14 protein-coding genes, 1 tRNA gene and 1 pseudogene are annotated in these 12350 nt (G+C 40.1%); 11 read left to right on the forward strand and 5 right to left on the reverse strand.

Annotation, left to right across the window (positions count from 1 at the left end; translation table 11 throughout):
- From trmD to B3Y13_RS04020, 8 genes and pseudogenes are all read left to right on the forward strand, one after another.
- Positions 1-795, forward strand: coding sequence for a tRNA (guanosine(37)-N1)-methyltransferase TrmD (trmD, locus tag B3Y13_RS03985; protein ID WP_296019697.1), 795 nt, complete (start codon positions 1-3; stop codon positions 793-795).
- A 2-nt stretch (positions 796-797) separates the two neighbouring features.
- Positions 798-1145, forward strand: a pseudogene (gene rplS, locus B3Y13_RS03990) (50S ribosomal protein L19); the annotation flags it as partial.
- A gap of 187 nt (positions 1146-1332) precedes the next feature.
- Positions 1333-2409, forward strand: a complete 1077-nt coding sequence (locus B3Y13_RS03995; RefSeq protein ID WP_296667323.1) for a hypothetical protein — start codon at positions 1333-1335, stop codon at positions 2407-2409.
- Positions 2409-2666, forward strand: coding sequence for an EscU/YscU/HrcU family type III secretion system export apparatus switch protein (locus B3Y13_RS04000; RefSeq protein ID WP_296019686.1), 258 nt, complete (start codon positions 2409-2411; stop codon positions 2664-2666). Before B3Y13_RS03995 ends, B3Y13_RS04000 begins: the two co-directional genes overlap by 1 nt.
- 2 nt (positions 2667-2668) lie before the next feature.
- Entirely contained in the window at positions 2669-2947 is a 279-nt protein-coding gene (locus tag B3Y13_RS04005) for a phosphohydrolase (RefSeq protein WP_296667320.1), read from the forward strand.
- Positions 2948-2951: 4 nt separating this feature from the next.
- Positions 2952-3350: a YraN family protein gene (locus tag B3Y13_RS04010; RefSeq protein ID WP_296706551.1), complete on the forward strand. Its 399-nt coding sequence runs from the start codon at positions 2952-2954 to the stop codon at positions 3348-3350.
- Positions 3347-3529, forward strand: coding sequence for a hypothetical protein (locus tag B3Y13_RS04015; protein ID WP_296019678.1), 183 nt, complete (start codon positions 3347-3349; stop codon positions 3527-3529). Before B3Y13_RS04010 ends, B3Y13_RS04015 begins: the two co-directional genes overlap by 4 nt.
- Entirely contained in the window at positions 3516-4043 is a 528-nt protein-coding gene (locus B3Y13_RS04020; protein ID WP_296667317.1) for a hypothetical protein, read from the forward strand. Before B3Y13_RS04015 ends, B3Y13_RS04020 begins: the two co-directional genes overlap by 14 nt.
- Here B3Y13_RS04020 and B3Y13_RS04025 read toward each other — a convergent pair.
- Entirely contained in the window at positions 4029-4901 is an 873-nt protein-coding gene (locus B3Y13_RS04025; RefSeq protein WP_296692828.1) for a TatD family hydrolase, read from the reverse strand. The two genes, B3Y13_RS04020 and B3Y13_RS04025, sit on opposite strands and share 15 nt — an antisense overlap.
- Positions 4902-5173: 272 nt before the next feature.
- On the opposite strand from B3Y13_RS04025, the gene B3Y13_RS04030 reads away from it, so the two are divergent.
- Positions 5174-5261 (forward strand) — tRNA-Leu (locus B3Y13_RS04030).
- Positions 5262-5303: 42 nt separating this feature from the next.
- Here B3Y13_RS04030 and B3Y13_RS04035 read toward each other — a convergent pair.
- On the reverse strand, positions 5304-6905 hold the full coding sequence (locus tag B3Y13_RS04035) for a glucose-6-phosphate isomerase (protein WP_296667313.1): 1602 nt from the start codon (positions 6903-6905) through the stop codon (positions 5304-5306).
- A gap of 341 nt (positions 6906-7246) precedes the next feature.
- Here B3Y13_RS04035 and B3Y13_RS04040 point away from each other — a divergent pair, with 341 nt between their 5' ends.
- On the forward strand, positions 7247-8209 hold the full coding sequence (locus B3Y13_RS04040) for a helix-turn-helix transcriptional regulator (protein WP_296692830.1): 963 nt from the start codon (positions 7247-7249) through the stop codon (positions 8207-8209).
- 100 nt (positions 8210-8309) lie between these two features.
- On the opposite strand, the gene sufU is transcribed toward B3Y13_RS04040, so the two are convergent.
- The 3 genes from sufU to B3Y13_RS04055 form a co-directional block, all read right to left on the reverse strand.
- On the reverse strand, positions 8310-8792 hold the full coding sequence (gene sufU, locus B3Y13_RS04045; RefSeq protein ID WP_273066729.1) for a Fe-S cluster assembly sulfur transfer protein SufU: 483 nt from the start codon (positions 8790-8792) through the stop codon (positions 8310-8312).
- A gap of 25 nt (positions 8793-8817) precedes the next feature.
- Positions 8818-9987, reverse strand: coding sequence for a cation diffusion facilitator family transporter (locus B3Y13_RS04050; RefSeq protein WP_296667307.1), 1170 nt, complete (start codon positions 9985-9987; stop codon positions 8818-8820).
- Between the two features lie 84 nt (positions 9988-10071).
- Entirely contained in the window at positions 10072-11310 is a 1239-nt protein-coding gene (locus B3Y13_RS04055) for an aminotransferase class V-fold PLP-dependent enzyme (RefSeq protein ID WP_296692831.1), read from the reverse strand.
- A 135-nt stretch (positions 11311-11445) separates the two neighbouring features.
- Between B3Y13_RS04055 and B3Y13_RS04060 the strand changes: the two genes are divergently transcribed.
- Positions 11446-12303: a hypothetical protein gene (locus B3Y13_RS04060; protein WP_296692832.1), complete on the forward strand. Its 858-nt coding sequence runs from the start codon at positions 11446-11448 to the stop codon at positions 12301-12303.
- The last annotated feature ends 47 nt before the right edge of the window (positions 12304-12350 follow it).

Here is a 12350-nt window from a genome sequence, read left to right on the forward strand (position 1 = left end):
ATGAAATTTACTGTGCTGACCTTGTTTCCTGAGATTCCGCGCGCATTTTTTGAAGCCTCAATCATGGCGAAGGCGGTTGAAAAGGGAATTATTGCTTACGATTTAGTGAATATCAGGGATTTTGCCTTTGATAGACACAAGACTTGTGATGACAAACCGTATGGAGGCGGAGCCGGTCAGTTGATGATGGCGGAACCTCTCGGGCGCGCATTGGACAGCGTTAAAGCTTACAAAAAGCATGTAATATATGTTACACCTTCTGGTAAGCCGTTTACTCAGTCAAAGGCGCAGGAACTTAGTCAGAAGGACGAAATTGTCCTTATATGCGGAAGATACGAAGGTATTGACCAGCGTATAATTGATGAGTACGTAGATGACGAAATTTCCATTGGAGATTACGTTATGTCCAGCGGAGAAGTAGCCGCAACCGTTGTAATCGATGCTGTTTATCGGCTGGTTGATGATGTTATTACTCACGAATCACTGGAAGAGGAAAGTTATTCTGGCGGACTTTTGGAATATCCGCAGTATACTCACCCGAAAGTATACAGGGGAATGGAAGTTCCGGATGTTTTAACCGGTGGCAACCATGAATTGATCCGAAAGTGGCGGCTGAAAAAGCAACTTCAAAAAACACTTGCAAACAGACCGGACTTAATCGTTCAGGCAAGGTTGAGAGGGCAGCTTACTTCAGAAGCTGAAAAAATGATTGAGGAACTGACTGACATGCACTTTCAAAAGCATGAAAGCAGAAAACGCCGTGGCAGAAAAGCTGCGGATAAATCAGGAGTATAACAATGGATCTTATTAAGACTATTGAAGAGCAGCAGAAAAAAGAGAACGCTTTGCTTTACAAAGTAGGTGATACTGTAGTTGTTCACTTTGAAATTATCGAAGGCAAAGTAAAACGTATTCAGAAATATGAAGGCGTTGTAATTTGCATTAAGGGTTCTGGAGTTCGCAAGACATTTACAGTTCGCAAGACTTCTTACGGCGTAGGTGTTGAACGTGTATTCCCTGTATACAGCCCACGTGTAATCAAAGTAGAAATCTTGAAGACTGGTAAAGTTCGTCAGTCTAAAATTTACTACCTCCGCGGCAAGGTTGGTAAGGGTGCAAGAATTAAGGAGCTTCTTGGACCAAAAGCAAACGCTCGTATTGCTGCATCACGTGCTGCAAACAAAGCTGCTGACATTGCAGAGGCATCAATCAATGCAGACGCAAAAGCTGCTGAGGCAAAGGCTGCTGAAGCTGCTGCAAAAGCAAAAAAGAAGTAATTTAAATCTGTCTTAAGTTTTTTTAGCCCGGTTCATAAAAGTTCCGGGTTTTTTTATGTATTCATCAGTTCAAGTTGTAAGCGGCAATAATGGTTTTTCTCAAAAAAATATATCTTCATCTTTGCATGACGGAAGTGTTGTTAAGGCCCGTGTAATTTCTAAAGAAAAATCTGGTTTTTATGCGGTGAGCTTTGCAGGACATAAGTTTCGTGTTCAATCACAAAAATCACTTTTGCCCGGACAGGTTTTTAAAGCGCAGATTTTTGTAAAAGATGGAAAAGTTTTTCTAAAAGAAGTTTTGGAAAGCGCAAAAAACAGCGGACTTGAAACTTTTAACCTAAAAAATTTTGATTCTTCCAATCCAGATTTAAAAAACATGCTTATAACGCTTGGACTTCCTGTAATTCCTGAAAGCTTGCGGCTGATTCAGTTTGCGCTCGAAATGGGAATTAAAATTGAGCCTTCAAAGCTAAAAAATTCTCTATTGCGCGGACAAAAAAACGAAAAAAAAGATATTCAAAAATCGCAGGTTGCGCTTTTGCTCGGAGAAAAAGGCCTCTCACCGACAGATTTTGCAGTTGAAGCGGTTACAAGAAATTTTTACGATGAAGAAAATTCAGGAAAAAAGAATAGAGAGAATGACGAAAATTCTTTTTTTGAAAAAAAATCCGGCGAAGAAAAAATAAATTCGGACGACATAAAAGAATATTTTGAAACTGTTTTTGAAAGTGCCCGGAAAAATGAATGCGGACCGCTTTCTTTATTCAATTCTCTAAAACCCAAAAACAGCGCTGAAAGCCATTGGATTGTTCTGCCGTTTGAATGGAGTTTTAACGGTTATTTTGGAGTAATTAGAGTTTTGCTTTCCGATGATAAAAAATGCATTAAGAAATTGCTAATAAATTGTAAAAATTCACAGAAATCCTATTCGTTTGTGTTATATTTAATGGAGAACAAAGTAAATGCAATAAAATTTGCATTAAAGAATGCTTCTGACAGTGTTTTGCAATTTATGAATGAAAAGTTAAAAACTTTTTTTCCCTTTAGTTCTATAGAATCGGCAGATTTTGAAGAGCTTGAAGGTTTTGCGGCAGAAAATACGGAGCTTGGTATTTTTGATGGAGAAGCGTGATGGAAAAAAAACAAAAAGCCGTCTGCCTAAAATATCCAGAAAATGCCGTTGCACCGTTCATTGCTGCAAGCGGACAAGGTTTTGCAGCAGAAAAAATGCTTGAAATTGCCCGGCAAAACAAAATTCCTGTTGTAGAAAATGAAAACCTTGTAAATGTGCTTTCTGTAGAAAATGTTGGACAGATAATTCCAGAAAGCCTGTACGAAGCGATTGCAAATATTTTTGCTTTTATTTCATCGGCAGAAAGGAAGTTGTAATTATGGCAGCAATGAGTTCCGCTCTAGACAAAAATTATTTGAAAATTTCTTGTTCTGAAATCCAGTTGGGCGTGCGTTTTTCTGCGCCTGTTTTTTTTGACGATGGAAAGAATATGTTTTTGGCAGAACGAAAAACCGCAAAACAGTACCATATCGATGCTCTAAAACGCTGGAAAATTCCATATCTTTTGTCTTTTGGCCACAAAATTGACAGCGAAAATTTAACCCTGGACGAAAATTTTGATGATGTTGCGGAAGTTGAAGAATTAGAGGAAATTTAGCGGTTTGACAAGACTCTCAGATTCTATTTTTTTTGTACATCCCTCAAAACGCAGCGTTGGAAATGACGGAGAAAACAGGGCCGTGCTGTTTTTGGAATCAAGAGGTTATAAGATTATTGCCCGTAATTGGCGGACAAGATTCGGAGAAATTGATATAATAGCACAAAAATCAGACTTGCTCGTTTTTGCAGAAGTAAAAACCTTGCCAAGCGGCGGACTTGAAACGCTAGCGCATGAATTAAATCTGAGAAAGCAAAAAAGAATAATCGAAACTTCTAAATTCTTTCTTGCAAAACATCGACAATATAATAACAGCAAAATTCGTTTTGACGTTCTGGCAATTGATGTGCCGGAGTTGGAACCTGTTTATCATATCGAAGATGCTTTCTCGGAGCTTGTATGACTGCAATTTCAAAATCTGTAAATAACCAGTTTTCTGACCGTGTGTTGGAGTTGAGGCGGAAAATTCATGATTCAGAATACGTGGATTTTGCCGTGCAGCGCATTGCACAGGTTTTGAGCCGAAAATTGGTGGAAGACAGCGAGACTGTATACGACGGGAGAAAACATGGTACGAGATAATCATCGCCGTGGTAAAAATCGCGGAAACTGGAGTTCAAGAAGTTCTTCCTCTTATGGAGAAAAATCTAATTCAACTAATTACCAGAACGGTTCAAATTCTTTTAATAAAAATTCAAAACAAGAAAAAAATCGTCCTTCTTTTGCGCAAAGAGCTGTAACGAGCGCAGAAATTCAAAAGCAGGCTGAAGCAATCAGGGCTTTTAAGACAGCTGTGGTAAAATGCGCAATCTGTGGCGAGCAGATAAACGATATAGCAAGCGCAATAAATAACCGTGGAGATGGAAAGCCCGTTCACTTTGACTGCGTGTTAAAACAGCTTTCTGAGCAGGAAAAACCTGGACCGAACGAAAAAGTAACTTACATTGGAAACGGAAAATTTGCGGTTCTTCATTTTGACAATGTTCACGACATGCGCCATTTTTCAATAGTTAAAGAAATTGAATGGGAAGCGCGGGACAGCGAACGCGGAGAATGGAGGGACACAATGTCTTCCCTTTACTCACAGGTTAAATAAAATTTTTATGTTTTTGTCCACAAGTCCGCTCAATTGCTGCGGACTTGTTTTTCTTGCATTTGCAACAAAATTATAGCAATGCTCGATTAAGACAGGAGTATTTGTCTGCCCTCTGAACGGAACTGGCGCCAAATAAGGGGCATCTGTTTCCATTAAAATGCGGTCGTCAGGAACGTAGCGGAGCAAGGCGAGCATTTCTTCCATTTTTGATTTTTTAGTGTAAGTTGTTCCGCCTCCAAAAGCCAGATACCAGCCTTCATCCAAGAATTTTCTTGCTTCTTCCAGTCCGTAGCTGTAGCAGTGAATAATTCCGTTGTGAAAATCCATATTTTTGAGGCAGCCGATTGTGCCTTCAAAAGCGTCGCGGCTGTGCACAATCAGCGGAAGCTCCATTTTTTTTGCAAGCTCAATCTGCATCTGAAAAAGTTCCAGCTCTCCGTTGAATGTTTTTTTGTCAAAATCTTCTTCGCACCGGCCGTCAGCTCCCGAAGGATTCCAGTGGTGGTCAAGACCGCATTCTCCGATTGCAATAATTTTTTTAGGAGTGTTTTTGTTAAAGAGTCTGATATTTTCCTCAAGCCGGGCAATGTCTTCGTCTCTGTTTTTGATTGCGCCGACATCAGGCCAGATTCCTGCCGAAAACTGAATAAATTTTTCTGTTTTTTTCTTGAGTTCGTCCGAAAGTCCAGAAATCGCGCTGTCAATTGCATTCTTTCGCGGAAAAAGGTCGTCCGCCTTGGTGCCAATATCCAGACCAAAAAAAGTGTCGCGCTCAGCCAAAGCCTTGAGAATTGCCTGGCCGTCAAGATTGCGTTCTTCTGTAAGATGATGAAAATGAAAATGAGTATCGCTGAACATAGCTCGATTTTATCAAAATTCGCAGCGTTGTAAAATAGAGCGCAAATTTTTAATCTAGGGGCATTTTGCTTTGCAAAACTGGCATGTTCCGCACTTGCGCTTTCGCTCCAGCCGCTTCCTTCACTCCATTTTATTCCGTTCAGTCCAGTGGCCGTCTCCGGCGGTGCTCCATATGCCTTGCCTTGAAAAAATCCTAAAATCTAAAAACCGACTTGAAAAATTATCTTGTATTTGCTACACTAATTAAGTTATTTTTCTCTCTGAAAGATAATGCCGAGATGGTGGAATAGGTAGACACAAGGGACTTAAAATCCCTCGGCAAGTCAAACGGCCGTGCCGGTTCGATTCCGGTTCTCGGCAAAAAAGGCTTCTGCATTGCAGAAGCCTTTTTTTGTTTTTAGACTACAAGTCTAGCAGTTGTGCGTATGCTTTTAGAGCGCCGTCAGTCTCTTTTGCAAGCACTTTTTTTGCAAGTTTTTTTCCGAGCTGTACGCCTTCCTGGTCAAAACTGTTTATATTCCATACAAATCCCTGGAACATTACTTTGTTTTCGTAGTGGGCGAGAAGCGCTCCAAGCGTTTTTGGGTTGAGCGCTGGGCCATAAATGAGGCTTGAAGGTCTTCCTCCTGCAAATGCCTTGTTTGGATCTGCGTCAGTTTTTCCGCAGGCAAATGCCATTATCTGTGCAGTTACGTTTGCATCTAGTTTTTGCTGGCTTGTTGAGCCTTCGATTGTCACGTCAACCTTTGTCTGGTTGTTTTTGAACGCAATAAACTGGAGAGGAACTATATTTGTTCCCTGGTGTAAAAGCTGGTAGAAAGAATGCTGTCCGTTTGTTCCTGGTTCACCAAAAATTACAGGACCGGTTACATAGTCAATTTTTTGACCAAAGCGATTTACAGATTTTCCGTTTGATTCCATATCGAGCTGCTGCAAGTGCGCAGGAAAACGGCTCAGAGCCTGGCTGTACGGAAGAACCGCTGTTGACGGATATTCCTGGACATTGCGCTCATAAATGCCAATCAAGGCGTCTAGCAAAGCAGGATTTTCCTGAATTTTTGGGTTTGTAGCAAGCTTGTCTTCTTCGGCGGCTCCTTCCAAAAAGTCTGCAAATACATTTGCTCCGAATGCAAGGGAAAGAACTGCTCCTCCGACAGCAGAAGTGGAAGAATAGCGTCCTCCGATATAGTCGTCCATGTAAAAGGCTTCGAGATAGTCCGGATTGTGGGCTAAAGGCGAAGTTTCGCTGGTGACTGCAATCATGTGCAGGGCAGGATTTAAGCCTGCTTTTTTGAGCGCGTCTTTTACAAAGGCTTCGTTTGTAAGTGTCTCGAGGGTTGTTCCAGATTTTGAAACGAGAATAAAAATTGAGCGCGAAATGTCTGTCGAATTTAAAACTGCCGAGGCATCGTCAGGATCAACATTTGAAATGAACTTTGCTTCCATTTTGAAAGAATTATTTGCTTTTGCCCAGTTCTCGAGAGCAAGATACATTGCTCTTGGACCTAAATCGCTGCCGCCGATGCCGATTTGAACGACTGTTGTAAAGTTTTCGCCTTTTTCGTTTGTGAGCTTTCCAGAATGAACTTTTTCTGCAAAATCTGCAATTTTTTTCTGTTCAGTTTTGTAAAATTCGCGTTTGTCTGTTCCGTCGGCAATAACCTTGTCTCCGAGCTGTCCGCGGGTAAGGTGATGCAGAACAAGACGTTTTTCTCCTGTGTTTACGACTTCGCCGTTGTAAAGCGCTTCAAATTTTTGAGTGAGCTGCGCTTCGTCTGAAAGTTCAGCGAGAACTTTTAAGATTTTTTCGTCAACCTGCTTTGCTGCGTAGTTGAAAGCAAGGCCTGCGCCCATTTTTACGGAAAAATCTTTAACGCGTTTTTGAGCTTCTGGCGAAGAAAGCTCCTTCTCAATGTTTACCGCGCCTTTTAAAGACTGAAGTTTTTTAAATGATTCGAGGGAAGAAAGGTTTTCCCAGTTTATGTTTTTTCCTGAAACCGACATAGTTTTTATTTTAGTTCTCCTATAAAAAGTCAAGATTAAAACTTCAGTTTTAGAATTGACTTTTTTAAGTTGTTTCGCAACGAAGTGAGAAACAATAGATGATAAGAAAGTTTGCAACGCAAACTTGCAATACCTGTTTTTATAAAACAGATTTAATTTATTATAGCACAAAAACTATTGGCAGGGAAAATGTTTTTGCTTACGGAAAAATTACCCCGGATATTAGGGGCGGCTGTGCCGTTGCCGCAAGGCAATGAGCGCCTAGCGAACCCCGGTTAGCCGGCCGTGACGGAAGAATGCGGTACGGTTTTTATTCAAAAAAATGTGGTATAATCTTGTTTATGAGCCAGACCGAAAGAATCCTTTTTATTGACCGAAAACTGCGTTCGTGCGGAAATTTTACAGTTAAGGATGTTGCCGATTATTTTGAAGTTAGCGAGCGGCAGGTTAAGCGTGATATTGAATATATGCGCGACCGTTTTGAAGCTCCGATCGAATGGAATTTTAAAGAAAAAAAATACATTTATGCCGGCAGCTTTGAAAGACTAAAATTTGCAGACCAGCATTTGATTTTGGCATATCTTTCGATGCAGTCAATGCTCAAAAATGCAAATTATTTTCCGGCTGTGAGCAGCGAGCTTTTGCAGAATTTGAAGAGCCAGATTCCAAAGGATTATCTGAAGGTTTGCGGGCGGATTTTGTACGAAATTCCGGCGGCGGAAAGTCTGGAGCCTGAAATTTTTACCGGAATTTGCGGCGCAATGCGGGATTTGCTCTGCCTTGAGCTTGTTTACACAAATACGAAAAATGAGCTTTCTGAGCGGATTTTTGAACCGTGCAACCTTATAAATTACGGTGGAAACTGGTATGTCGTCGGTTTTGACTATTTGAGAAATGAAATCCGCACTTTTAACGTTGCTAGAATAAAAAAACTTTCGTTGACAAAAAAGCCTTTCGAAGAGCACGGAAACGATTTTGAGCAAAAACTTAAAAATTATATCGAAAACGGTTTTGGAATTTTTCTTGGCGAGAAGACAGAAAATGTAAAAATCAGGTTTTATGGAAAAGCGGTTCAGATTGTAAAGACTCAAAAATGGCATCCGAAGCAGGTTATGACGGAAAATTTTGGCGGAGAAGGCGGAGAAAAAGATTTTTTAGAATTGAATTTTCCTGCCGCCGATATGACGGAAGTTTTGTCTAAAATCTTGAGTTTTGGGAAGAATGCGGTTCCGCTTGAACCTCAGAAGCTGGTTGATTTGTGGAAAGCGGAAATCAGAAAATTGCGCGAAATCGCCGGGGTTTGACGGAAAAATTCCTGTTTTAGCTGAAAAGTTCTTTTTTGTGTGAAAAACTGCAATTTGACCAGAAAAAAATTGCCGGCTGGCTTGGGCTGAAAGTTTTGTTTTATGCCGGGCAGCTTTCGTGGCTTTGGCTTGCAGTTTTTTGAATTTCCTGCGTTTTTGCCGGAGTGGAAATCATTTCGTGGAGGGTTCGCCAGCCGAGCTCTGCGCATTTTACGCGGCTTGGCATGTGCGAAATATCTTCGAGAGAAGCCGCTTCGTCGAGCTGTTCAATCTGTTCTTCGGATGCCGTTCCGTGAATCATTCCTGTAAAAATATCGTAGAGTTTTTGCGCTTCTTCTGTGGTTTTTCCGATTACAAGGTCTAGCATCATGTCTACGCTTGCCTGGCTGATTGCGCAGCCCGAACCTGTGTATGAGCCGTCGGTGATTATTCCGTCTTTTGTTTTTAGATAGAGCACAATGTTGTCGCCGCAGCTTGGGTTTACACCGTGCAGTTCAAGGGTGGCTCCGTCCATCTGCGTTTTGTGGGCTGGATTTACGTTATGGTCGTTTAATATTTCTCTATAAAGTTCTTTTGTATTCATTTTTTACATTATAAAGAATTATGAATTATTGTACAAACGGCGAATCGACAGTTATTACGCAATTGATGTCGCTGTAACTGTCTTTTATAAGTTTTGAAACTTTTGATTTTAGAGCTTTGTCCGAAAGCGGGCAGTCGAACGGCTTTACAACGTCAAAAATAAGGTTTGTATGCTTAGAGCCCGGAACGAGCCTTACATCGTGAAATTTTAGGTCGTCGTCGATTTTTGGCAGTTCGTTGAGCATAAAGAGTTTTATCTGGTTCAGCCTTTCATTTTTTACATCGATTGGATCCATGTGGATTACGGCGACGCATTTGAATTTTTTTGAAAGTGCGATTTCTGTCTCGTCGATGACTTCGTGGAGCTCAAAAATATCCCTGTCGCCAGGAACTTCCGCATGAAGACTCAGAAGAAGACGTCCAGGCCCGTAGTCGTGGACAATCAGATCGTGCATTCCGCATATTGGCTTATGGCGCAAAACTTCGGCCTGAACCTGCATTACAAATTCTTTTGTCGGCGCTTTTCCCAAAAGAGGGGCAATCGTTTCTTTCGCGCTTTCCCAGCCTGTGCGTAAAATAAAAGCCGCAACTAAAATTCCTGCAAGGCCGTCGACAGGAAAACTTACAAATTTTCCGGCGATTGTCGCAATTATAACTGTAAAAGTTGAAATACAGTCGCTTAAGCTGTCTTTTGCCACTGCTTCGAGCGCAACCGAATTGATTTTTTTTGCGGTGATATGGTTGTAAAAATACATGTAGCATTTTACGGCGATTGCAGCGAGCATTACCGCAATTGAAAAAAATCCAGAAGAAAGTTCCGGCGGATTAAATAGAGAGAGAACTGAAGATTTTAAAAGCTCAACTCCCATGAGCAAAATCAAAAAACTGATTATAAGGCCGGAAATGTATTCAAGTCTTCCGTGTCCAAAAGGGTGAGACTGGTCTGGTTCCTTTGAGGAAAGTTTAAATCCAAAAAGTTGAATTATTGAGCTTGCGGCGTCTGACAGGTTGTTGAAGGCGTCTGCCGTGATTGCGACGCTTTTGGAAACTAAGCCCGCTATAAATTTTGACGCAAAAAGAAGAATATTAAAAAAAATTCCTGCGAATGCGCACAAAGTTCCATAGGCAAGCCGGACTTTTGAGTCGCAGTAATTTTTGTGATTTTTTATGAAAAGTTTTGCAAGCAGTGTAATCATACCAAAAATTATAGCGTTTTTGTTTTAGAGAGAGAAAGGTAATCTTTGTAAGCAAAAAACAACGTTTTTTTTAGATTTTTACAATCAGTCTTTGTATCCTGACCATTCCCGCAGTTTTGCAACTTTTGACAGGAAAAAGTCGATTTCTTCTTCTGTGTTGTAAAAGTACAAAGAAGCCCTTGCTGTTGCCGGAACTCCAAGATAGGCTCCCAGCGGCTGCGCGCAATGGTGCCCTGCCCGGATTGCAATTTTTTCGTCAGAAAGAAGGGTAGCAATGTCGTGAGGATGAACTCCATCCACCGTAAAAGTTACAATTCCGCAGCGTTTGTTTCCGTCTTTGTTTCCAACGATAGAAACGTGAGGAATTTTCTTTAGGCCTTCAATAAGTTTTACCGCAAGAAGATTGTCATGCCTTGAAATATTTTCAATTCCGACAGACTGAATGTATTTTACTGCCGCTGCAAAACCTGCCGCATCGCCTGCGCTTACAGTTCCTGCCTCAAATTTGTGCGGAACTTCTGCCCAGGTCGCTTCTGTTTCCGTAACATATTCAATCATTTCTCCGCCACGCAAAAATGGAGGCATGTTTTCCAAAAGGTTGATTTTTCCGTAAAGCGCGCCGATTCCCATTGGACCGCAGAGCTTGTGCGAGCTCATCGCGAAAAAATCGGCATCGAGAGCCTGAACGTCAACTTTTATGTGAGGAGAAGACTGGGCTCCGTCAACAACGATTACAGCGCCGTTTTTGTGCGCAATTTCCGCGATTTTTTTAATTGGATTTGTAGTTCCCAAAACGTTAGAAACCTGAGTAATTGCGACAATTTTTGTTTTTGGAGTGATTTTTGCAAATTCGCTTTCTGGAATTTCGCCGCTTTCCTTGTCGACATACATAAATTTCAGAGCAGCGCATTTTTGCGAACATACAAGCTGCCATGGCAAAATATTCGAGTGGTGCTCCATAATCGAAACGACGATTTCATCTCCAGCATGAACATTTTGCATTCCATAAGTGTAGGCAACCAAATTCAAGCTTTCAGACGAATTTCGTGTAAAAATAATTTCTCTTGCTTCTTTTGCGTTGATAAAATTTGCAACTGTTGAACGGGCATCCTCGTAAATTTTAGTAGCGCGTTCGCTCAAGTCGTAAATTCCACGCAGAGGATTGGCATTGTTTTGAGCGTAAAAAGAATTCATAGACTCAAGAACGCAAAAAGGACGCTGCGCAGTTGCTGCCGTGTCAAAATAAATAAGCGAGCCATTCAAAGCCGAAGTTTTTTCATCTATTGATTTAAATAACGGAAAATCTTTTCTAAAGTCATTCATAATTAAAGCCAATTATAGTAATTTTTCCATTTTTTGAAAACACTGCGAGTTTTCAAAGCACTGTACAAAATCGGGGGGGGGGTACAATTCTATAATATTTTTTTGTATCAGTTCATTGAACTAAGGGAGATTATTATGAAAAAAAAGTTAATATTGCTATTAATTTGTATTTTACCATGTTTGTTTTTGTCATGCGCTACAGCAATAACTGTTGGTAAAACTATTCCTAAATATGAAATAACTTCATCTTATGAAAATCCAAAAATGGATTTTATAGGGTTTAAAATTGATAACAATATTTTATCAACATCTTCAAGTACAAAAGTTTCTCCAGGATTTTGGTCCCCTAATGTAGACACTGTTACATCAGAATTTGATCAGGCAAAAGCAATTGTAAATACTAAAAGTTTACGACAACTTGGATATAATCTTGAAACTTCAGGGATTGCAAATAATAAAGCTGATTCATATTTCGGTATTTATTCATTACAAGAAATGGAGTTATATAAAAGCGATAGTAGATATGCTACATTTGTTGAAGTTGTAGAAAATAAATTGGATTATAAAGATAATAAAGGAGCTGGTGTCATAATGGGAGCTCTTGGAGGCGGGTTTGTTGCTGGAGGATTGCCTATGCTTGTTTTAGGAGAGACTTATAAGAATGATAAATATGCACAAGATTTAGCTGAAAGTTATTCTGTAGCAGGAGGAATTTTTACCGCGGTAGGTATACCATTTATTATAGCTGCATTAATACCAACAAAAACAAAAATAAATTTTACAGGAATGTATAATATCTATCTCTATGATACACAAACAAAATCTCTTATAAGAAAAGAAGTGGTGAGTGTAAATTGTTCTGAAAATTTTAAAGGTTCGTATACGTATGATGATTCTAGCAAAGAAATAGTAAGAGATTACGTTTCACAAAATATATATAATTCACTTTTACAAAAGTATGATGAACTAAATACTTGGTTGAAAAATAGATAGCCTAAATTTCGAGTTTTATAATTTAATGTCATTATTGGGCTTGACCC

The organism is Treponema sp. UBA7567 (genome assembly GCF_002476655.1).
GTDB lineage: Bacteria > Spirochaetota > Spirochaetia > Treponematales > Treponemataceae > Treponema_D.